Annotated in this window: 14 protein-coding genes and 1 pseudogene; all 15 read left to right on the plus strand. The window is 74.1% G+C overall.

What is annotated here, in order from left to right:
• Positions 1-174: 174 nt before the first annotated feature.
• The 15 genes and pseudogenes from ACW14Y_RS26405 to ACW14Y_RS26475 all read left to right on the plus strand — a co-directional run bounded on the left by ACW14Y_RS26405 (position 175) and on the right by ACW14Y_RS26475 (position 21,018).
• The gene (locus ACW14Y_RS26405; RefSeq protein ID WP_456983643.1) at positions 175-1,356 is read left to right on the plus strand and encodes a cysteine desulfurase family protein; all 1,182 of its coding nucleotides are present in this window, start codon (positions 175-177) and stop codon (positions 1,354-1,356) included.
• Positions 1,357-1,453: 97 nt separating this feature from the next.
• Entirely contained in the window at positions 1,454-2,593 is a 1,140-nt protein-coding gene (mnmA, locus tag ACW14Y_RS26410) for a tRNA 2-thiouridine(34) synthase MnmA (RefSeq protein ID WP_380299314.1), read from the plus strand.
• 15 nt (positions 2,594-2,608) lie between these two features.
• Complete coding sequence (locus ACW14Y_RS26415; protein WP_456983644.1) at positions 2,609-3,166, plus strand: Uma2 family endonuclease; 558 nt, start codon at positions 2,609-2,611, stop codon at positions 3,164-3,166.
• Positions 3,167-3,222: 56 nt separating this feature from the next.
• Positions 3,223-3,747: an LOG family protein gene (locus tag ACW14Y_RS26420; protein ID WP_380299312.1), complete on the plus strand. Its 525-nt coding sequence runs from the start codon at positions 3,223-3,225 to the stop codon at positions 3,745-3,747.
• Between the two features lie 13 nt (positions 3,748-3,760).
• Complete coding sequence (locus tag ACW14Y_RS26425; protein ID WP_340635851.1) at positions 3,761-4,450, plus strand: SDR family oxidoreductase; 690 nt, start codon at positions 3,761-3,763, stop codon at positions 4,448-4,450.
• Between the two features lie 110 nt (positions 4,451-4,560).
• A complete protein-coding gene (locus ACW14Y_RS26430) occupies positions 4,561-5,589 on the plus strand; it encodes a methionine synthase (protein WP_380299311.1) in 1,029 nt (342 codons plus the stop codon).
• A gap of 24 nt (positions 5,590-5,613) precedes the next feature.
• Positions 5,614-8,097, plus strand: coding sequence for an NAD-dependent DNA ligase LigA (gene ligA, locus ACW14Y_RS26435; RefSeq protein WP_456988257.1), 2,484 nt, complete (start codon positions 5,614-5,616; stop codon positions 8,095-8,097).
• Between the two features lie 374 nt (positions 8,098-8,471).
• Positions 8,472-10,127: pseudogene (locus ACW14Y_RS26440) on the plus strand (putative bifunctional diguanylate cyclase/phosphodiesterase); the annotation flags it as partial.
• Positions 10,128-10,314: 187 nt separating this feature from the next.
• Positions 10,315-10,611: an Asp-tRNA(Asn)/Glu-tRNA(Gln) amidotransferase subunit GatC gene (gene gatC / locus ACW14Y_RS26445; RefSeq protein ID WP_030302932.1), complete on the plus strand. Its 297-nt coding sequence runs from the start codon at positions 10,315-10,317 to the stop codon at positions 10,609-10,611.
• 3 nt (positions 10,612-10,614) lie between these two features.
• Complete coding sequence (gatA, locus tag ACW14Y_RS26450; protein ID WP_030392704.1) at positions 10,615-12,108, plus strand: Asp-tRNA(Asn)/Glu-tRNA(Gln) amidotransferase subunit GatA; 1,494 nt, start codon at positions 10,615-10,617, stop codon at positions 12,106-12,108.
• On the plus strand, positions 12,105-12,365 hold the full coding sequence (locus ACW14Y_RS26455; RefSeq protein ID WP_369826134.1) for a hypothetical protein: 261 nt from the start codon (positions 12,105-12,107) through the stop codon (positions 12,363-12,365). The genes gatA and ACW14Y_RS26455 overlap by 4 nt, the downstream gene beginning before the upstream one ends.
• Positions 12,366-12,447: 82 nt before the next feature.
• Positions 12,448-13,956: an Asp-tRNA(Asn)/Glu-tRNA(Gln) amidotransferase subunit GatB gene (gatB, locus tag ACW14Y_RS26460; protein WP_456983645.1), complete on the plus strand. Its 1,509-nt coding sequence runs from the start codon at positions 12,448-12,450 to the stop codon at positions 13,954-13,956.
• 223 nt (positions 13,957-14,179) lie between these two features.
• The gene (locus ACW14Y_RS26465; protein WP_266271584.1) at positions 14,180-14,341 is read left to right on the plus strand and encodes a hypothetical protein; all 162 of its coding nucleotides are present in this window, start codon (positions 14,180-14,182) and stop codon (positions 14,339-14,341) included.
• A gap of 131 nt (positions 14,342-14,472) precedes the next feature.
• On the plus strand, positions 14,473-17,508 hold the full coding sequence (locus ACW14Y_RS26470; RefSeq protein ID WP_380299309.1) for a helix-turn-helix transcriptional regulator: 3,036 nt from the start codon (positions 14,473-14,475) through the stop codon (positions 17,506-17,508).
• A 600-nt stretch (positions 17,509-18,108) separates the two neighbouring features.
• On the plus strand, positions 18,109-21,018 hold the full coding sequence (locus tag ACW14Y_RS26475) for a putative bifunctional diguanylate cyclase/phosphodiesterase (protein ID WP_380299336.1): 2,910 nt from the start codon (positions 18,109-18,111) through the stop codon (positions 21,016-21,018).
• Positions 21,019-21,167 lie beyond the last annotated feature (149 nt).

Here is a 21,167-nt window from a genome sequence, read left to right on the forward strand (position 1 = left end):
CGCGTGCTGGTGGCCGTCAGGCTAACCGTTCGGGGGCCGTCCCCCGTACCTGGGCTGCCCCGAGGGGCACCGGCCCGGTGACCGCTGTCCGGTGGCCGGATCGGTGCGGTGCGCCCGGCCGTCCCGGGCACGCCGGTCCGGTGCAGGCCGGAGGGCCACTACAATCGCATGGTTATGCCATACCTGGACCATGCGGCGACCACGCCGATGCTGCCCGAGGCGATCGCCGCGATGACGGCGCACCTGGGGGTCGTCGGCAACGCCTCCTCCCTGCACGCGGCCGGACGCCGGGCCCGCCGGGTGGTCGAGGAGTCCCGCGAGTCGCTCGCCGAGTCGCTCGGCGCCCGGCCCAGCGAGATCGTCCTCACCGGCGGCGGCACCGAGTCCGACAACCTGGCGGTCAAGGGCCTGTACTGGGCCCGCCGCGGCGCCGACCCGGCCCGCACCCGGGTGCTGTGCAGCCCCGTCGAGCACCACGCGGTGCTGGACGCCGTGCACTGGCTCGCCGAGCACGAGGGCGCCACCGTCGACTACCTGCCGGTGGACGCGCTCGGCCGGGTGCACCCGGCGGCGCTGCGCGAGTCGATCGAACGCGACCCCGCCTCGGTCGCGCTGGTCACCGTCATGTGGGCCAACAACGAGGTCGGCACCGTCCAGCCGGTCGCCGAACTCGCCGCCGTCGCCGCCGAGTACGGCATCCCGATGCACGCCGACGCGGTGCAGGCGCTCGGCCAGGTGCCGGTCTCCTTCGCCGGCTCCGGACTCACCGCGCTCACCGTCACCGGCCACAAGATCGGCGGCCCGTTCGGCATCGGCGCGCTGCTGCTGTCGCGCGGCGCGACGCCCGTCCCGCTGCTGCACGGCGGCGGCCAGGAGCGCGACGTCCGCTCCGGCACCCTGGACGCGCCCGCCGCCGCCGGCTTCGCGGCCGCCGCGGCCATCGCCGTCGCGCGCCGCGAGGAGCACGCCCTCGCCCTCGGCGCGCTGCGGGACGAACTGGTCGCGACCGTGCTCGCCGCCGTCCCCGACGCCGTGCTCAACGGCGACCCGGCGGGGGAGGGGCGGCTGCCCGCCAACGCGCACTTCTCCTTCCCCGGCTGCGAGGGCGACGCGCTGCTGATGCTGCTCGACGCCCGGGGCATCGAGTGCTCGACCGGCTCGGCCTGCTCGGCCGGCGTCCCGCAGCCCAGCCACGTGCTGCTGGCGATGGGCGTCGACCCGCTGCTGGCCCGGGCCTCGCTGCGCTTCTCGCTCGGCCACACCTCCACCCGGGACGATGTCACCGCCCTCGCGGAGGCCATCGCCCCGGCCGTCCAGCGCGCCCGCAACGCCGGTCTCGCGGCCGTCCGGCGCTGAGCCGGAAGGCCGTCCGGCCCGGTACCGGAAGGCCGTCCGGCCGAGCGCCGGAACCCCGGCGGAATGCCGGGCGGCACCACGTACGCTTGTTGTCATCATGACTGACTTCCCGGGTGCCCCGACCGCTCCGTCCACCACCGGCCGCCTGCGTGTGCTCGCGGCGATGTCCGGCGGGGTGGACTCCGCCGTCGCCGCGGCCCGCGCGGTCGAGGCAGGCCACGAGGTGACCGGTGTGCACCTGGCCCTGTCCAGCAACCCGCAGTCCTTCCGCACCGGCGCGCGCGGCTGCTGCACCATCGAGGACTCCCGGGACGCCCGCCGGGCCGCCGACGTGATCGGCATCCCGTTCTACGTCTGGGACCTCGCCGAGCGCTTCCGCGAGGACGTCATCGACGACTTCGTGGCCGAGTACGCGGCCGGGCGCACCCCCAACCCGTGCCTGCGCTGCAACGAGAAGATCAAGTTCGCGGCGCTGCTGGACAAGGCGGTCGCCCTCGGCTTCGACGCCGTCTGCACCGGCCACTACGCCCGGATCGTCGACCTGGCGGACGGCTCCCGCGAGCTGCACCGGGCCGTCGACGCGGCCAAGGACCAGTCCTACGTGCTCGGCGTGCTCGACGCCGACCAGCTCGCCCACTCGCTCTTCCCGCTCGGCGACACCACCAAGGACGTCATCCGCGAGGAGGCCGAGCGGCGCGGCCTGGCCGTCGCCAAGAAGCCCGACTCGCACGACATCTGCTTCATCGCCGACGGCGACACCCAGGGCTTCCTGGCCCGCCACCTCGGCACCGCCACCGGCGACATCCTGGACGTCGACGGCACCAAGCTCGGCGAGCACGACGGCGCCTACGGCTTCACCATCGGCCAGCGCAAGGGCCTGCGGATCGGCCGCCCGGCCGCCGACGGCAAGCCCCGCTACGTGCTCGACATCTCGCCGGTGAACAACACCGTCACCGTCGGCCCGGCCGAGGGCCTCGACGTCACCGGCCTCACCGCGATCCGCCCCCGCTGGTGCGGCACCGAGCCCCTGGCCGACGGCCGCTACACCGCCCAGCTCCGCGCCCACGGCGAGGAGGTCCCGGTCAGCGCCTCCGTCACCGACGGCACCCTCCGCGTCGACCTCGACACCCCCGCCCGCGGCATCGCCCCCGGCCAGGCCGTCGTCCTCTACGACGGCACCCGCGTCGTCGGCTCCGCCACCATCGCCACCACGGAACGCCCGGCCGTCAACGTCTGAGGACGAGAGGACCGCATGAGCTTCTACGAGCGGCACCGCGACTTCGTCGAGGAGTTGGAGCGGATCGCCCCGGAAGGTGTCCGGGTCGAGTGGTCCGGGGACGTGCTGGTCATGCAGGCGTCGCCGCCGGACGCCCACCGGCTCGACGTCGCGGTGCTGCGCGGGCAGTTCGAGCGGCACGTTCCCGAGGGGTACGTTCCCCGTGAACGGACCAGGATCGTCAGTCCGGACGTCTCCAAGGGCCGCGAGCCGGACCTCACCTACCTGCCGGTGGAGGTGCTCTCCGAGCCGGGCAACCGGGCCCCCGCCGCCGAGGCGCTGATCGCGGTGGAGATCGTGTCGCCGTCCAACCCGGGCAACGACTGGATGGACAAGCTGCACGACTACGCCGTGATGCGGATCCCGCTCTACCTGATCGTGGACCCGCGCGAGCGGACGGTGACGCTGTTCTCCGAGCCCGGTCACGACCGCTACCACACCCGTACGGACCGGGAGTTCGGCGACGGGATCGGGATTCCGGAGCCGTTCGGCTTCACGCTGGACCTGGCGGTGCTGGTCCCGTACCGGGACTGAGGCGGCGGAGAAACCCGGTGGGCGGGTCTGCGGGGGCGTGATAGACCGGGGGCATCATGAATATCTCTGTCTTCTGCTCCGCGTACTCGCTCGACGACCGCTACTCCCTCCCCGCCGCCGAATTCGCCCGGCTCCTCGGGGAGGGCGGGCACACCCTGGTGTGGGGCGGCTCGAACGCCGGGCTGATGGGGCTGCTCGCCGACGGGGTGAAGGAGGCCGGGGGCCGGCTGGTCGGGATCTCCGTCGAGTTCCTGAAGCACAAGGCGTACGACGGGGCCGACGAGCTGGTCACCACCGCGGACCTCGCCGAGCGCAAGGCGAAGCTGCTGGCGCGTGCGGACGCGGTGGTGGTCCTGGTCGGCGGGCTCGGCACCCTGGACGAGGTGACCGAGGTGCTGGAGCTGAAGAAGCACGCGCTGCACGACAAGCCGGTGGTGGTGCTCGACACCGAGGGCTTCTACGCGGGGCTGCGCACCCAGCTGGAGCGGATGGACGCCGAGGGCTTCCTGCCCCGCCCGCTGGGCGAGCTGATCACCTTCGCCGACACCCCGGCCCAGGTCTTCGAGCAGCTCAAGGGCTGAGAGGATCACGGTCATGGCCTCTCATCTGATCACTGGCGCCGGCTCCGGCATCGGCGCCGTCCTCGCCGCCCGTCTCGCCGAGCGCGGGGACGAGCTCTGGCTGCTGGCCCGCGACGCCCGCCGGGCCGCCGAGCTGCGCGAGCGCTTCCCCGGCGCGCGGACCCTGGTCGGCGACCTCGCCGACCCGGCGAAGCTCTCCTGGGCCCTCGGGCACCAGGCGCCGCCGGTCGAGCTGGACTCGGTGCTGCACGTGGCGGGCGTGGTCGAGCTGGCCCCGGTCGGCGAACTGCCGGTCAAGGCCTGGCAGGAGACCCTGAACGTCAACCTGGTCGGCCCCGCCGAGCTGACCAGGCTGCTGCTGCCCTCGGTGCGGCTGGCCAAGGGCCATGTGGTGTTCGTCAACTCCGGTGCCGGGCTGCGGGCGAGCGCCGACTGGTCGGCGTACGCGGCGAGCAAGCACGGGCTGCGCGCCCTCGCCGACTCGCTGCGGCTGGAGGAGCACGGCAACGGCGTGCGGGTCACCTCGGTGTACCCGGGCCGCACCGCCACCGCGATGCAGGTCAAGGTGCACCAGCAGGAGGGCCGGGTGTACGACGCCGGTCAGTGGATCGAGCCGGAGTCGGTGGCGAGGGCGATCCTGGCGGCGCTGGACGCCTCCCGGGACGCGGAGATCACCGACATCACCGTCCGCCCGGGGCGGTAGGGCCCGCCCGGACCACCCGGACCGGACCACCCGGCACCCGACGGCCCCGTCACCGAGCCCCGCGCCCGGCGCCGGGGCCGTCGGCGTTCCCGACCCCATAGGCTTCGGCCGTGAGCAACCCACTGTCCTTCCCCGACCTGGTCGGCGCCGCCACCGGCGTCGGATCGCTGCCCGGCACCGACGCCCGGGAGGCCGCCAGGACCTCCACCGGGGCGCTGGAGCACCTGCCGTTCCTCCCCGAACTCCCCGCCCGGGGGCCCGGCGCCGACATGATCGGCCGGTCCGCCGGCCTGCTGGTGGAGCTGTTCGCGCAGACCGAGCCGAGCGGCTGGCGCTTCGCCGACCGTCCGGGCCGGGACACCCGCCGCGCCCACTCCTGGCTGGGCGAGGACCTCGACGCGATGGAGGAGTTCACCCAGGGGTACACCGGCGCGCTGAAGGTGCAGGCGGTCGGGCCGTGGACGCTGGCCGCCTCGATCGAGCTCAAGTACGGCGAGAAGGCGCTCGCCGACCCCGGCGCCTGCCGGGACATCGCCGGTTCGCTCACCGAGGGGCTGCGCCGCCACCTCGCCGAGGTCCGCCGCCGGGTGCCCGGGGCGGAGCTGGTGCTCCAGCTCGACGAGCCCTCGCTGCCCGCCGTGCTGGCCGCCGAGGTGCGGACGGCGAGCGGGTTCCAGCGGCTGCGCTCCGTCGACCGGCAGCGCGCCGAGGAGGCGCTGCGGGACGTGATCGGCGCCCTGGACGTGCCCGTGGTGGTGCACTGCTGCGCCCCCGGGGTGCCGCTGCCGCTGCTGCGCCGGGCCGGGGTCGCGGGTGTCTCGCTGGACTTCTCGCTGCTGACCGAGCGTGAGGACGAGGACTTCGGCGAGGCGGTCGACGCCGGCACCGTGATCCTCGCGGGCGTCGTCCCCTCCACCGAGCGGGCGCTTGCTCAATCAACGGCGCTGTCGGACCCGGCCGGTAGTGTCCAGGGTGTCAGGGCGTTGTGGCGCAGGCTCGGGTTCTCCCCGGAGCTGCTGGGCCGCCGCGTACTGGTGACGCCGACCTGCGGGCTGGCCGGGGCCTCCCCGGACCATGCGCGCCGGGCGTTGTCACTCAGTGTGAACGCGGCCCGGAGCCTGGTGGACAACCCGGAATGAGAGATTGACGGAGGGCTTGCGGTGGTGGCTGTCGAGGGCTGGGAGGACGTTCCGGCGGAGGTGCGCAAGCGGCACGCCGAGCTGGCCGCCGAGATCACTGACCACCGGGCCCGGTACTACGAGCAGGACGCGCCGGTCGTCAGCGACGCCGAGTTCGACGCGCTGATGCGCGAGCTGGAGGGGCTGGAGGCGGAGCACCCCGCCCTGGTCACCCCGGAGTCGCCCTCGCAGCGGGTCGGCGGCGCGCCGACCCTGCTGTTCGCCCCGGTCGAGCACCGCGAGCGGCTGCTCAGCCTGGACAACGCGATGGACGACGAGGAGCTCGCCGCCTGGGCCGAGCGGGTCGCCGGCGAGCTGGCCGGGATCGAGTACCACTACCTGTGCGAGCTCAAGGTGGACGGCCTGGCCGTCAACCTCACCTACGAGAACGGCCGGTTGACGCAGGCGGCGACCCGGGGCGACGGCCGGGTCGGCGAGGACATCACCGCCAACGTCCGCACCATCGAGGAGATCCCGCACCGGCTCACCGGCGACGACGTGCCCGAGCTGGTCGAGATCCGCGGCGAGGTCTACTTCCCGACCGAGGCCTTCGAGGCGCTCAACGCCTCCTTCGCGGCGGAGAACGAGCGCCGCCGGCTGGAGAACGAGGAGCGCGCCAAGGAGGGCAAGCGGCCCCGGGCGATGATCCGGCTGTTCATGAACCCGAGGAACGCCGCGGCCGGCTCGCTGCGCCAGAAGGACCCTCTGGTCACCGCCTCCCGCCCGCTGCGGATGGTGGTGCACGGCATCGGCGCCCGGGTGGGCTTCGACATCGACAACCAGTCGCACGCCTACGAGCTGCTGCGCGGGTGGGGCCTGCCCACCGCCCGGCACAACCGGGTGGTCGGCTCGCTGGCGGAGGTGCGGGAGTTCGTCGCGCACTTCGGCGAGCAGCGGCACTCGGTCGAGCACGAGATCGACGGCGTGGTCGTCAAGGTGGACGAGATCGCCCTCCAGGGCCGGCTCGGCTCCACCTCGAAGTCCCCGCGCTGGGCGATCGCCTGGAAGTACCCGCCGGAGGAGGTCACCGGGAAGCTCGCCGCGATCAAGGTCGGGATCGGCCGCACCGGCCGGGCCACCCCGTACGCGGTGCTGGCCGAGCCGGTGAAGGTGGCCGGTTCGATGGTGCAGTACGCGACCCTGCACAACCAGGACGTGGTCAAGGCCAAGGACGTCCTGCTCGGCGACACCGTGGTGCTGCGCAAGGCCGGTGACGTGATCCCGGAGATCCTCGGCCCGGTGTACGACCTGCGGGACGGCGGCGAGCAGGCGTTCGTGATGCCCTCGCACTGTCCCGAGTGCGGCACCGGGCTGCGGCCGATGGCGGAGGGGGACATCGACCTGCGCTGCCCCAACGCCCAGTACTGCCCGGCCCAGATCCGGGAGCGGATCGCCTTCCTCGGCGGGCGCTCGGCGCTGGACATCGAGGGCCTCGGCTACGTCGCCGCCACCGCGCTGACCCAGCCCCTGGAGCCGGTCGAGGCGCCGGTGGGGAACGAGGGTGACATCTTCGGTCTGACGGTCGAGCGGCTGCTGCCGATCAAGGTGCTGGTGCGCGACCAGAAGACGGGCATGCCGAAGCTGGACGACGAGACCGGCGAGGAGAAGGAGGTGTTCTTCTTCGCCACCACCGCCGGTGCGCCGAAGAAGAACACCGGGCTGATGCTGGAGAACATCGAGAAGGCCAAGGACCGCCCGCTCTGGCGTTTCCTCAACGGCCTCTCGATCCGGCACGTCGGCCCGGTCGCCGCCCAGGACCTGGCCCGGGAGTTCCGCGACCTGGACGCGATCTTCGCGGCGAGCGAGGAGCGGCTGGCCGCCACCGAGGGGGTCGGCGCGGGCACCGCGCGCTCGATCGTCGAGTGGTACCAGGTCGACTGGCACCGGGAGATCGTGGAGAAGTGGCGCGCCGCCGGGGTCCGCTTCACCGAGGAGGCCGCCGAGGAGGAGGGCGAGCGCCCCCTGGAGGGGCAGACCGTCGTCGTCACCGGCACGCTGGCCGGGCACACCCGGGACGGCGCCAAGGAGGCGCTGACCTCGCGGGGTGCGAAGGTGACCGGTTCGGTGTCGAAGAAGACCCACTTCGTGGTCGCGGGTGACAATCCGGGGTCCAAGTACGACAAGGCCGTTCAGCTCGGGCTGCCGGTCCTCGACGACGCGGGCTTCGCGATCCTGCTGGAGCAGGGTTCGGCCGCCGCCCGGGTCCACCTCGGGCTGCCGGCGGAGCCGCCGGAGGAGCCGGTGAAGAAGGCGCCGGCCCGGAAGAAGGCCGCCGCCAAGAACGCCGCCGAGGCCGCCGGGGACGCCGGGGACGCGGCCGGGAGTGCCTCCGGGGACGGCGCGGAGGCACCCGCCGGGGAGGCCGGGAGCACCGCCGCGGCGAAGGAACCCGAGGTGGGGGCCCCGGCCGCCGCCGAGGCCGCCGCGGAGCCCGCCGAGAGGGGCGCCGAGGAGCGCGCCCAGGGCTGACCCCGCGCGCGGAAGCCCCGAATCCGGCTTGTTATCGTCCTGATGCAACGTCATCGGGTGCCGCACAGTGTTAGCGGGCATCGTGACACTGTGCGGCACCCAGCGCGGTGGCGTATGTCCGGTTGTCCGAAAGTCTGCCCGTCGGGTGAAGCCGCGCATACCCTGGAGCGCAACAGAGTGTCAGCAGGGGTGGGGGTACCGGCCGAGCCGGACTCCGCGGGGCCGCTCCATGCCTGGCAGGCTGCCGGCACCGGTACGGTGCCTCACCGCTAGGCGGCCTGACGGGGCGGGCCCGACGGAGGACTGGGCTTATGGATCGTACGACCGGCGGTGCGCCCACACGCCCGCCGCAGGGGGTGGCGGGAGCGGTCCTGCTGCTCGGCGTGCTGCTGGCCGGCGCCGCGCCGCTCATCCCGCTGGCCGTGCTGGTCTACCGCTACGAGGCGGAGCTGCTGCCACTGTTCGCGGTGCCGCTGGCCGTCCTGGTCGCGGCCTGGCGGATCGCCCGCGACCGGGCGCGCGACCAGCTCACCGATCCGCTGACGGATCTGCCCAACCGCCAGGCGTTACTCCTCGCCGCCCAGGAGTCGATCGCGGAGCACACCGAGGGTTACAGCGTCGGTCTGATCCTGCTCGACCTCGATCGCTTCCGGTCGCTCAACGACACCCTCGGCCATACCGCCGGCGACCGTCTGCTCGTCCACATCGCCCGTCGGCTGCACCGGGCGCTGCGCTCCGGCGGGGCCGCCGGCAGCGCCACTCGCGAGTCCATCGACGACGTCTTCGCCGGCCTTCCCCGGCACTACCGGGGCCGCCCGATGGTGGCCCGGATGGGCGGCGACGAGTTCGCCGTCCTGCTGCCCGGCATCGGCTGCCCGGACTCGCTGGAGAAGGTGGCCAAGGCGCTGATCGCCGAACTCGCCGCCCCGATCCGCCTGGACGGACTGCTGCTGGTGCTGGAGGCCAGCGCGGGCGTCTGCGTCTTCCCCCAGCACGCCCAGGACGCCGAGTCCCTGCTGCGCCGCGCCGACGTGGCGATGGGGCACGCGCAGCGCGGCCGCACCTCGGTCGAGCAGTACGACGAGGCCCAGGACGCCGACACCCCGTACCGGATCGGACTGCTGGGCGATCTGCGGCGGGCCCTGGAGACCGGCGAGGTCCAGCTGCACTACCAGCCCAAGGTGGCCTTCGACGGCCGGGTGGTCGGCCTGGAGGCGCTGCTGCGCTGGGAGCGTCCGGGCCAGGGCCGGGTCTCCCCGGACGAGTTCGTGGGCCTCGCCGAGTCCAGCGGGCTGATGCCCCGGCTGACCGACTACGTGCTGGAGGCCGCCGTCGGCCAGCTCGCCAGCTGGCGCGAGCAGGGCCTCCAGGTGCAGGTCGCGGTGAACGTCTCGCCCCGCGACGTGCTCAACCCCGGCTTCGCCCAGCGGGTCGCCGGCCACCTCGTGCGCCACCAGGTGCCGGCCCACGCGCTCCAGCTGGAGATCACCGAGCGGCTGCTGCTGGACGACTCCCGCCGGGCCGCCGACACCCTGGCGGAACTGCGCGGCTACGGGGTCGGGATGTCCCTGGACGACTTCGGGACCGGCCACTCCTCGCTGGTGCGGCTGCGCAGCCTGCCGGTCGGCGAGCTGAAGATCGACCGCTCCTTCGTCTCCCGGATGGCCACCGACGACCACGACGCGGCGGTGGTCCGCTGCTCGGTCGAGCTGGCCCACTCGCTCGGCCTGACCGTGGTCGCCGAGGGCGTCGAGGACGACGAGACCTGGGAGCGGCTGCACGGCATGGGCGTGGACGCGGTCCAGGGCTGGCTGGTGTCGGCGGCGCTGCCGGCCGAGCAGGCCACCGCCTGGCTGCGGGTGCACCGCACCGGCGCCCCGCCGGTGGAGCGGCTCGGCTCCGCCGCCGCCGACCGGCTGCCGCCCGCGATCCAGCCCGTCCTGCCGCCGGTGATCCAGGCGGCGCAGGCGGCGAAGCTGGAGATCCAGGCGCCCAAGCAGCAGAGTTGGGCGCCGACCCGCCCGCAGTGAGGGCGCCGCGCGGCGAGGGTGACCCGGTCCCACCGCCGGTCGTCGGCCGGTGGCCGTCCCGTGCCCCCTAGGATGGGGACCACAGACCACGAGGACGGGAGCGCCGGACAGGCGGCTCCCGGCCCGGGCCCGGCGCCGCCGGAAGGCGGATCCGGGCCTCACCAGAACTCACCCTGAGGATCGCTGCATGCCTGGCATCACGCGCGAGGAGGTCGCCCACCTCGCTCGGCTGTCGCGTCTTGAGTTGCAGGCCGAAGAGTTGGACCACTTCGCCGAGCAGCTGGACGTGATCATCGGCGCGGTCGCCCGCGTTTCCGAGGTCGCCGGACAGGACGTCCCGCCCACCTCCCACCCGCTGCCGCTGACCAACGTCATGCGCGCGGACGAGGTCCGGCCGTCGCTCACCCCGGACCAGGCGCTGGCCGGGGCCCCGGCCGCCGAGGAGCAGCGTTTCCGTGTGCCCCAGATCCTCGGGGAGGACTGACCCATGACCGAGCTCATCCGTTACACCGCGGCCGAGACCGCCGCCGCCGTCGCCAAGGGCGAGGTGTCCGCCGTCGAGGTGGCCCAGGCGCACCTGGACCGCATCGGGGCCGTCGACAAGAAGGTCAACGCCTTCCTGCACGTCGACACCGAGGGCGCGCTGAGCGCCGCCCGGGCCGTCGACGAGAAGCGCGCCAAGGGCGAGGAGCTGGGCCCGCTGGCCGGCGTCCCGCTGGCGCTGAAGGACGTCTTCACCACCAAGGGCGTGCCGACCACCTGCGGTTCGAAGATCCTCGAAGGCTGGATCCCGCCGTACGACGCCACCCTGACCACGCGTCTCAAGGACGCCGGCGTGGTCATCCTCGGCAAGACCAACATGGACGAGTTCGCGATGGGCTCCTCCACCGAGAACTCCGCCTACGGCCCGACCGGCAACCCGTGGGACCTCTCCCGGATCCCCGGCGGCTCCGGCGGCGGTTCGGCCGCCGCGCTGGCCGCCTTCGAGGCGCCGCTGGCGATCGGCACCGACACCGGCGGCTCGATCCGCCAGCCCGGCGCCGTCACCGGCACGGTCGGCGTGAAGCCGACCTACGGCTCGGTGTCGCGCTACGGCCTGGTGGCGTTCTCCAGCAGCCTGGACCAGGGCGGCCCGTGCGCCCGCACCGTGCTGGACGCGGCGCTGCTGCACGAGGCGATCGCCGGCCACGACCCGCTGGACTCCACCTCGATCGACGCCCCGGTCCCGGCCGTGGTCGAGGCCGCGAAGCTGCGCGACGTGCGCGGCATGCGGATCGGCGTGGTGAAGGAGTTCTCCGGCGAGGGCTACCAGGCCGGCGTGATGCAGCGCTTCGACGAGTCGGTGGAGCTGCTGCGCGAGCTGGGCGCCGAGGTCGTCGAGGTCTCCTGCCCGTCCTTCACCCTGGCGCTGCCGGCGTACTACCTGATCGCCCCGAGCGAGGCCTCGTCCAACCTGGCCCGCTTCGACGCGATGCGCTACGGCCTGCGGGTCGGCGACGACGGCTCCCGCTCGGCCGAGGAGGTCACCGCGCTGACCCGCGAGGCCGGCTTCGGCCCCGAGGTGAAGCGCCGCATCATCCTGGGCACCTACGCGCTGTCCTCGGGCTACTACGACGCCTACTACGGCTCGGCCCAGAAGGTGCGGACGCTGATCTCCCGCGACTTCGACGCCGCCTTCGCGGGCGTGGACGTGCTGGTCTCGCCGACCACGCCGACCACCGCCTTCCCGATCGGCGAGCGCGCCGACGACCCGATGGCGATGTATCTGGCCGACCTGTGCACGATTCCGTCCAACCTTGCGGGCAACGCGGCCATGTCGCTGCCGGTGGGCCTGGCCCCGGAGGACAATCTCCCGGTCGGCCTGCAGATCATCGCACCCGCGATGGCGGACGACCGCCTGTACCGCGTGGGCGGCGCCGTCGAGGCCGCACTCAACGACAAGTGGGGGCACACCCTGCTGGAGGAGGCACCGGCACTGTGAGCAAGATCGAGAACGCCAAGGCCCAGTCGGCATCGCTGAAGGGGTGGAAGCACTCCAAGCCCGGGCTCTGGCTGTCCATCGGCACCAGCGCCTTCGGCGCGGTCTCCATCGTCAAGGACGTGCGCAAGGCCCGCGGCGAGAGCGACACGCTCAAGCTGGTCAACGCCCTGGTCGGCGCCGCCGCCCTGGTGACCGGCACCGCCCTGCTGGTCCGTGAGCTGCGCCGCCTCGGCGACGACGACGTCCTGCTGGGCTGACCCAGCCCGTGAGGCCCCGGCCCGCACTCCCACGTGCGGGCCGGGCCCGCACCACCGAAGACTTTTTAGTGAAGGGGACGCTGTGAGCGTCAAGAACCTGGTCTCCTACGAGGACGCGCTCGCGTCGTTCGACCCGGTGATGGGCCTGGAGGTCCACGTCGAGCTGGGCACCAAGACCAAGATGTTCTGCGGTTGCTCGACCGAGCTGGGCGCCGAGCCGAACAGCCAGGTCTGCCCGACCTGCCTGGGCCTGCCGGGCTCGCTGCCGGTGGTCAACGCGATCGGCGTGGAGTCGGCCGTCAAGATCGGCCTGGCGCTGAACTGCGAGATCGCCGAGTGGTGCCGGTTCGCGCGGAAGAACTACTTCTACCCGGACATGCCGAAGAACTTCCAGACCTCGCAGTACGACGAGCCGATCGCCTTCAACGGCTACCTCGACGTGCAGCTGGAGGACGGCTCGACCTTCCGGGTGGAGATCGAGCGCGCCCACATGGAGGAGGACACCGGCAAGTCCAGCCACGTCGGCGGCGCCACCGGCCGGATCCACGGCGCGACCCACTCGCTGCTGGACTACAACCGGGCCGGTATCCCGCTGATCGAGATCGTCACCAAGCCGATCGAGGGGGCCGGCGAGCGCGCCCCCGAGGTCGCCCGCGCGTACGTCGCCGAGCTGCGCGAGGTCATCCGCTCGCTGGGCGTCTCCGAGGCCCGGATGGACAAGGGCCAGATGCGCTGCGACGTCAACCTGTCGCTGCGCCCGAACGGCACCAAGACCTTCGGCACCCGCTCGGAGACCAAGAACGTCAACTCGCTGCGCAGCGTGGAGCGGGCCGCCCGCTTCGAGGTCCAGCGGCACGCCACGGTGCTGACCGACGGCGGCACGATCGTCCAGGAGACCCGGCACTTCCACGAGGAGGACGGCAGCACCACCGCCGGCCGGATCAAGGACAACGCCGAGGACTACCGGTACTTCCCGGAGCCGGACCTGGTGCCGATCGCCCCGGCCCGCGCCTGGGTGGAGGAGCTGCGCGCCGCGCTGCCCGAGCTGCCCCGGGTGCGCCGGGCCCGGCTGCAGGCCGAGTGGGGCCTGACGGACAAGGACATGCAGTCGGTGCTGAACGCCGGCGCCGTCGAGCCGATCCAGGAGACCATCGCCGCCGGTGCCCCGGCCGACCAGGCCCGCAAGTGGTGGATGGGCGAGCTGGCCCGCCGGGCCAACGAGACCGGCACCGAGCTGGCCGAGCAGCCGATCACCCCGGCGCAGGTCGCCCGGGTCGCCGCGCTGGTCGCCGAGGGCAAGCTGAACGACAAGCTGGCCCGTCAGGTCATCGAGGCCGTGCTGGCCGGCGAGGGCGAGCCGGACGCGGTCGTCGAGCAGCGCGGCCTGGCCGTGGTCTCGGACGACTCCGCGCTCGGTGCCGCCGTGGACCAGGCCATCGCCGAGAACGAGGCGATCGCCGCCAAGATCCGCGACGGCAAGGTCGCCGCGGTCGGCGCGCTGGTCGGCGCGGTCATGAAGACCACCCGCGGCCAGGCCGACGCGGCCCGGGTCAAGGATCTGATCCTTGAGAAGCTGGGTGTTTCTTCCTGAGTTTCCAAGGCGCCTAAGGCGTTCTTAGGGCTACTTAGTGGCCCAAGGCCCGGTCTTACCCTTCGTCAGGGGTAGGGCCGGGCCTTTGCCGTACCCGGGACCCCCGGCCTAAGGCGGTCGGGGCCCGGAACATCCGGCAGGCTGCCGATGCGGCCCACCCCCCTGGGAGAGGAATCTTTACCTCAGAACGAGAGAGACACCGAAACCCACGAGGGGAAACACCGTGATCGAGTACGAGCTCATCAAGCAGCAGGAGCTGGAACTCCGGGCCCAGGCCCAGCACGAGCGCCTGGTCCGCGAGGCGAAGGGGGCCAAGCGCACCGGCTGGCGTCCGAACGTCGGCTTCCGCTTCCAGCGCCGCGCCGTCCGTCCGCGCGAATGCTGACGGACCGGCACCGAGGTGCCGAGCAGGGACCGGAGGGGGAGGCGACACGGGGGTGCGCCTCCCCTTCCGGGCGTCCGGAGGGCGGGATAACCCCTCGGAGCGCACCCGACCTCTATGGCATGCTCGCCTCCATGCAGCAGATATCGGTGAGTCCCGTCTTCGTCGGCCGCGATCCGGAGCTCACCGTCCTGCTGGACGCCATGCGCAGGGCCGGGGACGGCCAGCCGCAGACCGTGCTGATCGGCGGCGAGGCCGGCGTCGGCAAGACCAGGCTGCTGGAGGAGTTCCTCCGCCAGGCCTGCCTCGACGGCGTGGTCACCACCGTCGGCGGCTGCCTGGAGATCGGCGCCGAGGGCCTGCCCTACGCGCCGCTGGCCACCGCGCTGCGCCGGCTGCACCGGGGCCTGGGCACCGAGCTGGAGGCGGCCGCGGCGGGGATGGAGGGGCACCTCGCCCGGCTGATGCCGGACTTCGGCGAGGCCGACGGCGAACCCAACGACGAGTACGGACGAGCCCGGCTGTTCGAGCACACCGCGAGGCTGTTCGAACGGCTCGGCACGGACCGTACCCTCGTGCTCGCCGTCGAGGACCTGCACTGGTCCGACCGCTCCACCCGGGAGCTGCTGGCCTACCTGGTCCGCACCCTGCACCGGGCCCGGGTGCTGCTGGTCGCCACCTACCGCAGCGACGACCTGCACCGCCGCCACCCGCTGCGGCCGTTCCTGGCCGAGCTGGAGCGGCTGCGCACCGTGCAGCGGGCCGAACTGGAGCGCTTCGGGCCCGGCGAGGTCGCCGCGCAGCTGGCCGGCATCCTCGGCACCGCCGCCCCGGACCGGGAGCTGGTCGACCGGATCCACCGCCGCTCCGAGGGCAACCCCTTCTTCGTCGAGGAGCTCGCCACCGCCTTCCGCGAGGGCTGCTCGGCCGGGCTCACCGACTCGCTCCGGGACATGCTGCTGGTCCGGGTCGAGGCGCTGGACGAGCAGACCCAGCGGGTGCTGCGGATCGCCGCCGAGGGCGGCTCCTACGTCGAGCACGCCCTGCTCGCCGCCGTCCTGGAGGACGAGGAGGAGCTGATCGCCTCGCTCCGGGTCGCGGTCGGCGCCAACATCCTGCGCCCGGACACCGACGGCGACGGCTACCGGTTCCGGCACGCGCTGGTCCGGGAGGCGGTCTCGGACGACCTGCTGCCGGGCGAGCGGCACCGGATCAACCGGCGCTTCGCCGCCGCGCTGGAGGCCGATCCGCACCTGGTCGGCTCCGACGTCCGCCCGGCCCGGCTGGCCAACTACTGGTACCACGCCCACCACCCGGCCCGGGCCCTGCCGACCGCGCTGGAGGCCGCCAGGGCCGCCCGCCGCCGCAACGCCTTCGCCGAGCAGCTGCGGATGCTGGAACGGGCCCTGGAGCTCTGGGACGAGGTCCCGGAGGAGGTGCTGGCGGGCACCCTGCGCCCGCACGACTGGGCCGAGACCTACCCGCCCTGCTCCTGCGACGTGGACCGGCACGACGAGCACTGCGACCGGCTCTGCCTGATCGACGTGCTGGCCGAGGCGGTGGTCGCGGCCCGCCGCAGCGGGGACCGCGAGCGCGGGCTGAGCCTGGCCAAGCGGGCGCTCAAGCTGGTCGACGAGACCGAGCACCCGGCCCGCGCCGCCTGGTTCCGGATCAACCGGGCCCGGATGCTCGGCCACCTGCGCCGCTCCGGCGACGAGGAGGAGATCGCCTACGCGCACCGGCTGGTCGAGCACCTGCCGCCGTCCGCCGTCCAGGCCGAGGTGTTCGCCCTCGGCGCCGGCAGCGGGATGCTCTCCAACCCCCGGCCCGAGCTGGTCGAACTCGCCGAGCGGGCGGTCCGGATCGCCCGCGAGGTCGGCGCGGACGCCGTCGAGCAGCACGCCCTGATGACGCTCGGCGGGCTGCGCAACGACCTCGACTCCGACCCGGAGGCGGCGGTCGCCCAGCTCACCGCGGCGGTGGAGGCCACCCGGCGGATCGGCGCCCCCGACATCCTGCTGCGCGGCATCAACAACCTGTCCTCGATGCAGCGCGGGCTCGGCCGGGCCGAGGAGGCGGCGGCACTCGCCCGGGAGGGGCTGGAGTCGGCCCGGGGCAACGGCCTCCAGCGCAACATCGGCACCATCCTGACCGGGAACCTCGCCGAGGCGCTGATGGACCTCGGGCGGATCGACGAGGCCGAGCAGGTGCTCGCCGAGTGCCAGCAGATCGGTGTCACCGGCACCCACGCCGAGTTCCTGGACCGGATGCGCGGCGAACTCGCCCTGCTCCGCGGCGACCTGCCCACCGCCGCCGCGATGCTGGCGCAGGCCAGGGCGGCCAACCGGGTCGGCCAGCTCCAGCACTCCGTCCCGGTCGCCCGCCTGGCGCTGCGGGTCGCCGTCGGGGTCGGCCGCCCGCTGGAGGCCCGCGCCGAGCTGATCGCCGCCCTGGACGAGGACCTCCGTTGCGGCTACCTCGCCGACCTCTACCCGCTGCTGGTGGACGGCGCCGCGGCCGAGGCGGACAGCCGGGGCCTGCCGGAGGCCGACCGGGGCCGGGCCGAGGTGCTGGCCAGGATCGCCGCGACGGCGGCCGGGCTGACCCCGACCGTGCCGCTGCACCACGGCTGGGCGCGCCTGCTGGAGGCCGAACTGGCCCGTGCCGAGGGCGCGGACACCCCCGAGTTGTGGGCCACCGCGGTCGCGGCGCTGCGCCCGACCGGGCTGCCGTACCCGCTGGCGGCCGCGCTGCTGCGGGCCGGCGAGGCCGAGGTGCTGGCCGGACGCCGCGAATCCGGCGCCGAACTCCTGCGCGAGGCACGGGAACTGGCGTCCGCCCGGTCCGACGCCGCACTGCGGGCCGAGATCGACGGCCTGGCCGCGCGGGCCGGACTCCCGCTCGTCGCGGACCGCCGGGTGCCCGCTCCGGCACTGCCGGCCGGTGAGTCCCTCGGCCTCACCCCCCGTGAGCGGGACGTGCTCCGATTGCTCGCCCGGGGGTGCACCAACCGGCAGATCGCCGAGGAACTGTACATCTCGCCGAAGACCGCGAGCGTGCACGTCTCCAACATCCTCGGCAAGCTCGCGGTGGCCGGCCGGGGCGAGGCGGCCGCGCTGGCCCACCGGCTGCGGCTGTTCCCCGAGGACCTGGCCCCGGCCGCCCGCTGACGGTCCGTCCGTCGCTCCCGACCGGTGCGCCCGTCCGACTCCCCGCCCGGCGTACCGCCGCGGTGGCCGGTGCCGGGCGGGCGCTGCCGTATGCTCCTGTGCGCGCTGCGTGAGCCCCCTTGTGCGCGCCCCCGTCAACCGGACCGATTCGGTGGAATCGGACGCAATTCCCCACCCCTGGACCATTACTCTAAGTTGAGTGTGCGTGTCATTGAGTGACCGAAGTGGTGTAGGGTCCCGAACGGGAACATCGGTGTGGCGGGACGGCCGGCAGGCCCCCCGCCCCCTGGGTCACCGCCCTGCCGGGGCGCCAGGACACCGCGCACGGCCACCGGGCGCGCGGCCGGTGGTCCGTGACCGGGGCGCGAGGCCCCGGGCCGGAGGGGGAGAGGCCGAGTGAGCTCCACCGACGCGGTGCTGCCCGGAGCCGGACGGCCCCAGGCACCGGACGCCGTCCTGCCCGCGGACGGTCCGCCGAGACCGGGCCCGCCGAGGCCCGGCCCGCCCCCGCGCGGCGTCCGCGCCGGTGGCCCGCCCCCGTACCGCCCGGCCCGCGGGGCGAGACCGGGGACGCTCCGCCGGGCGCTCTGCAGCCGCAAGCTGCCGGGCGCCGTCCTCGGCGTGCTCTGCCTCGCCTACACCCTCGGCGCCGCGCTCGGCTGGGGCTCGCGCCAGGTCGCCGTCTTCATGGGCGACTTCGGGCTGGCGGCGGCCGCCCTCGCCGCCGCGCTCTCCTGTCTGGCCTACGGCTGTACGGTCGGCGGTCACGCCCGTCCGGCCTGGCTGCTGTTCGGCCTCTCCTCGCTCATGGTCGCCTTCGGCAACGGCACCTGGGGCTGGTACGAGCTGGTCGAGCGGACCCAGCTGCCGCCCAACTCGCTGGCCGAGTACGCCTTCCTGCTGTTCGCCCCGCTGGCCATCACCGGCGTCCTGGTGCTGGCCCAGCGCCCGCGCACCGCCGCCGGCTGGCTCTGCCTGCTGCTGGACGGCTGGCTGGTGGCCGGCTCGCTGTTCACCCTCAGCTGGAGCCTCGCCCTCGGCCGCACCGCCGCCGGCGAGGACGGCTCGCCGCTGCGGCTGGCCCTCAACCTGGCCTACCCGGTGCTGGACATCCTGCTCGTCTCGCTGGTCGTCGGGCTGCGCTTCGGCGGCCGGGACGGCAACCGCGCCGCCGTGCACACCGCCATGGTCGGCCTCGCCGTCACCGTGCTCTGCGACGCCCTGTTCACCTCGCCGGAACTCCGCAGCAGCTACCACTCCGGCGAACTCCTGGACGCCGGCTGGTTCGCCGGCAGCCTGCTGCTGGCCTGGGCCCCGTGGTCCCCGCGCTGGCGCCGCCCGCTGCGCGAGCACCCGGCGCTCGGCGGGCTGCCCCGCCGCCGGGTCGCCACCACCTTCAGCGCGCTCACCCCCTACGCGGCCGCCGCCGTCTGCACCGCCGGGATCCTCTACAACGCCCTCGGCGGGCGCTCGCTGGACCGGGTGGTGGCCTCGGCGGCCTGCACCGTCGGTCTGGCGCTGATCCTGCGCCAGGGCATCATGCTGCTCGACAACCTCTCGCTGGCCCAGGAACTCGCCCACAAGGAGGCGCACTTCCGCTCCCTGGTGCAGGGCTCCAGCGACGTCATCATGATCGCCGGTGCCAACGGCGTGCTCTCCTACGTCTCCCCGGCCGCGCTCGGCGTCTACGGGCGCGACCCGGAGGAGCTCGTCGGCGGCAACCTGCTGGACCTCATCCACCCCGAGGACGTCGACCGGGTGCTGCTGGAGGTCCGCCGCTTCCTGGCCCGGGGCCGGCTCGCCGCGCACCGCGACCCGGGCGCCGAGCCGCTGCCCGCGGCCCGGGTGGAGTGCCGGATCGGCTCCGGCGGCGGCGAGTGGCTGCACGTCGAGTCGACCGTCGACCGGTACCGCGACGGCCTGATCCTGAACAGCCGCGACGTCACCGAACGGGTCATGCTGCAGGCCCAGTTGCAGCACAACGCGTTCCACGACCCGCTCACCGACCTGCCCAACCGGGCGCTGTTCACCCAGCGGCTGCGGGCCGCCCTGGCCGCCCGCGGCCCGCAGGACGAGGCGGGCTCCGGGGTCGCCGTGCTCTTCCTCGACCTGGACGGCTTCAAGGCGGTCAACGACACCGCCGGCCACCAGGTCGGCGACGAGCTGCTGGTCCAGGCCGCCCGCCGGCTCCAGGGCGCCGTCCGCTGCGGGGACACCGTCGCCCGGTTCGGCGGCGACGAGTTCGCCGCCCTGGTCTGCGGCCCGCTCGGCCGGCTCCAGGTCCAGGAGCTCGCCGAACGGCTGCGCGCCGCGCTCTCCGAGCCCTACTGGATCGGCGGCAGCGAACTCAGCGTCGCCGCCAGCATCGGGATCGCCTTCGGCACCCCGGAACGCGGTCCGGCCGCCGACCCGCGCGCCGCCGCCGACGAGCTGATGCGCAACGCCGACCTCGCGATGTACCGCGCCAAGTCCGAGGGCAAGGGCCGGGTGATGCTCTACACCCCGGCCATGCGCGCCGACCTGGAGCGCCGCACCGAGCTGGACGAACGGCTCCGCGCGGCCGTCCGCGAGGGCGGCTTCACCCTGCTCCACCAGCCCGTGGTGGACCTCACCACCGGCGCGGTCACCGCCGTCGAGGCACAGGCCCGCTGGCGCTCCGCGCAGGGCCTGCTGCTCACCCCCGCCGAGTTCCTGCGCTCCACCGAGCCGGGCGACGCCGCCGCGCGGTTCTCCCGCTGGCTGGTCCGCGAGGCGGTGACCGCCGCCGCGCTGCGCCGGGGCGTGCCCGTCCGGGGCCGCGCCGTCCCCCCGCCGGTCCCGGTGTCGGTCCGGCTGTCGGCCGAGCGGCTGTGCGCGCCCGGCCTGTACGAGGCGGTGGTGGCGGCCCTGCGGGACAGCGGACTGCCCGGCGGCCAGCTGATCGTCGAGGTGGCCAGGACCGGCCCGGACGACCTGGCGGACGAGCTCGGCCGCCGGCTCGACGCGCTGCGCCGGCTCGGCGTCGGCACCGCGCTGGCCGGCTTCGGGGCCGGCCGGGGCTCGCTCGGGACGCTGGTCCGGCTCCCCTTCGACGGCCTCAAGCTGGACCGCTCGCTGGTCCAGGACCTGGGGGAGTCCGCCCTCGCCCGGACCCTCGCCGGGCACGCCCTGCGGCTCGGCCGGGACCTCGGGCTGGTCACCGCCGCCGAGGGCGTCGACCTGCCGCGCCAGGTGGCCGTGCTGCAGGAGCTGGGCTGCCGCCAGGTGCAGGGCTCGGCGTTCTCCGCGCCGCTGGACGAGATCCGGCTCCGGCGCGAGCTGGCCCGCCGCGCGTACCCGGTGCCGAGGCCGCTCGGCCCGCTGCCCGCGCGGCGCGCCTTCCTGGCCGCGGACACCCGGACGAGTGGCCGCGGCGAGGCCGCCGGGGGGCGTGTGGTACCCCTCCACAACGGCTCCGACCTGCCCGAACACCCGGCTGTGGCCGGTCCGGGAGTCGGTCCGCATGGCGAGACGGCCGTCCCACCTGCTTGACAGCCGACCCTTGGCGGGAGGAAGGTCGTTGCCATGCGCACCCGAATTCTCGTACTTGGCGGGCGCGTCGGCTGAGCGGGCCCCGACCCGTTCGTGACAGACCGACGCGCCACCCCTCGCATGCCCTTGGGCACGAGGGGTTTTTTGTT

Source organism: Kitasatospora sp. cg17-2, from assembly GCF_054031055.1.

Bases quoted from the DNA above. Each gene is read 5' to 3' on its own strand.
- mnmA (WP_380299314.1), top strand. From the start codon at position 1,454: ATGACTGACTTCCCGGGTGCCCCGACCGCTCCGTCCACCACCGGCCGC.
- ACW14Y_RS26405 (WP_456983643.1), top strand. From the start codon at position 175: ATGCCATACCTGGACCATGCGGCGACCACGCCGATGCTGCCCGAGGCG.
- ACW14Y_RS26470 (WP_380299309.1), top strand. From the start codon at position 14,473: ATGCAGCAGATATCGGTGAGTCCCGTCTTCGTCGGCCGCGATCCGGAG.
- ACW14Y_RS26425 (WP_340635851.1), top strand. From the start codon at position 3,761: ATGGCCTCTCATCTGATCACTGGCGCCGGCTCCGGCATCGGCGCCGTC.
- gatC (WP_030302932.1), top strand. From the start codon at position 10,315: ATGCCTGGCATCACGCGCGAGGAGGTCGCCCACCTCGCTCGGCTGTCG.
- ACW14Y_RS26420 (WP_380299312.1), top strand. From the start codon at position 3,223: ATGAATATCTCTGTCTTCTGCTCCGCGTACTCGCTCGACGACCGCTAC.
- gatA (WP_030392704.1), top strand. From the start codon at position 10,615: ATGACCGAGCTCATCCGTTACACCGCGGCCGAGACCGCCGCCGCCGTC.
- ACW14Y_RS26415 (WP_456983644.1), top strand. From the start codon at position 2,609: ATGAGCTTCTACGAGCGGCACCGCGACTTCGTCGAGGAGTTGGAGCGG.